The sequence below is a fragment of the Lactobacillus sp. HMSC08B12 genome (assembly GCF_001808415.1).
Classification (GTDB): Bacteria; Bacillota; Bacilli; order Lactobacillales; family Lactobacillaceae; genus Lactobacillus; species Lactobacillus delbrueckii.
Genome location: NZ_KV793225.1, coordinates 1,919 through 2,791, shown reverse-complemented (window position 1 = coordinate 2,791; position 873 = coordinate 1,919). Strand labels below are relative to the sequence as shown.

At 45.4% G+C, this 873-nt stretch carries 2 protein-coding genes and 1 pseudogene; 1 reads left to right on the top strand and 2 read right to left on the bottom strand.

Going from position 1 to position 873, the window contains the following annotated elements; translation table 11 throughout:
- Positions 1 to 30 precede the first annotated feature (30 nt).
- Positions 31 to 423 (top strand): annotated as a pseudogene (locus HMPREF3168_RS09485) (IS66-like element short variant transposase); the annotation flags it as partial.
- 92 nt (positions 424 to 515) lie between these two features.
- On the opposite strand, the gene HMPREF3168_RS10970 reads toward HMPREF3168_RS09485, so the two are convergent.
- Positions 516 to 638 carry a hypothetical protein gene (locus tag HMPREF3168_RS10970; RefSeq protein WP_256388602.1) on the bottom strand — a complete coding sequence of 41 codons (123 nt, stop codon included), beginning with the start codon at positions 636 to 638 and terminating at the stop codon, positions 516 to 518.
- A gap of 43 nt (positions 639 to 681) precedes the next feature.
- Positions 682 to 816, bottom strand: a complete 135-nt coding sequence (gene tnpB, locus HMPREF3168_RS10965; RefSeq protein WP_256388601.1) for a transposase — start codon at positions 814 to 816, stop codon at positions 682 to 684.
- Between the last annotated feature and the right edge of the window lie 57 nt (positions 817 to 873).

Genomic DNA, 873 nt, shown 5'->3' with positions numbered 1-873 from the left:
TAAAATGTCTAACTTTTCTATGGCACTTCAAAGTTTTCCGACTGGTGCTCCAAGAAATCAATCTCCGTGTTGCCATCCGGCAAGCTGGGGACAGCCTTCCAATATTGCATAAAGCACATGGACAAGTTCATGAACGTTCTAAAAGATGGTCGCCTTAAACTGTCCAACAACAGAGCAGAACGAGCAGTCAAAGAGATCGTCATGGGACGCAAGAACTGGCTCTTTTCACAGAGCAGTACAGGCGCCAAATCCATGGCAATCATTATGAGCATACTCGAAACCGCCAAACAAAATGGCTTGGATCAATTCAAATACATCAACTATCTTCTAGACAAGCTGCCTAATGAGCTGTCATTATTAGACAATCAGCGTCTGGAAGCCTATTTACCATGGGCTGAGGATGTTCAACTCCACTGTAAGTAAAGTCCCATAAACTGATTAATCCCATCTTAGCATTGCTAGGATGGGATTTTAATATACTCTGCTATTGGGTGCTTACAGAAAAGCTCGTGAAATCAATATAATTCACGAGCTCTTGTGGTATTAATTTTAGGATCAATGGTAAAGCCTTGCATCAAGCGCATGACTTGCTCATCGGACAACTCCCGAACTTCGTCTTCATTGTTCGGCCAAGCCAGCTTCCTGTTCTCAAAGCGCTTATAGAGCAGCCAGAAGGAAGCCCTAGCCGTCCCAATAAAGTGTGCCTTGAAGCCGGTCCTTTCGACTGCCGCAGAAGAGAAAGACGCACCCAGAGAAGGGGTCTAGATGGAAGCTCTTCTTAACTATGTAGGCAAGCGAATCGATCCCTCGACGCATGTCAGTCTTACCGCAAACACTGAACGAGCGACCCAGTTCTGCCAGATTAATCATGGC

What these genes read in the sequence shown, in the direction of transcription:
- tnpB (WP_256388601.1), bottom strand. Translation starts at nt 816, where the DNA reads ATGCGTCGAGGGATCGATTCGCTTGCCTACATAGTTAAGAAGAGCTTC.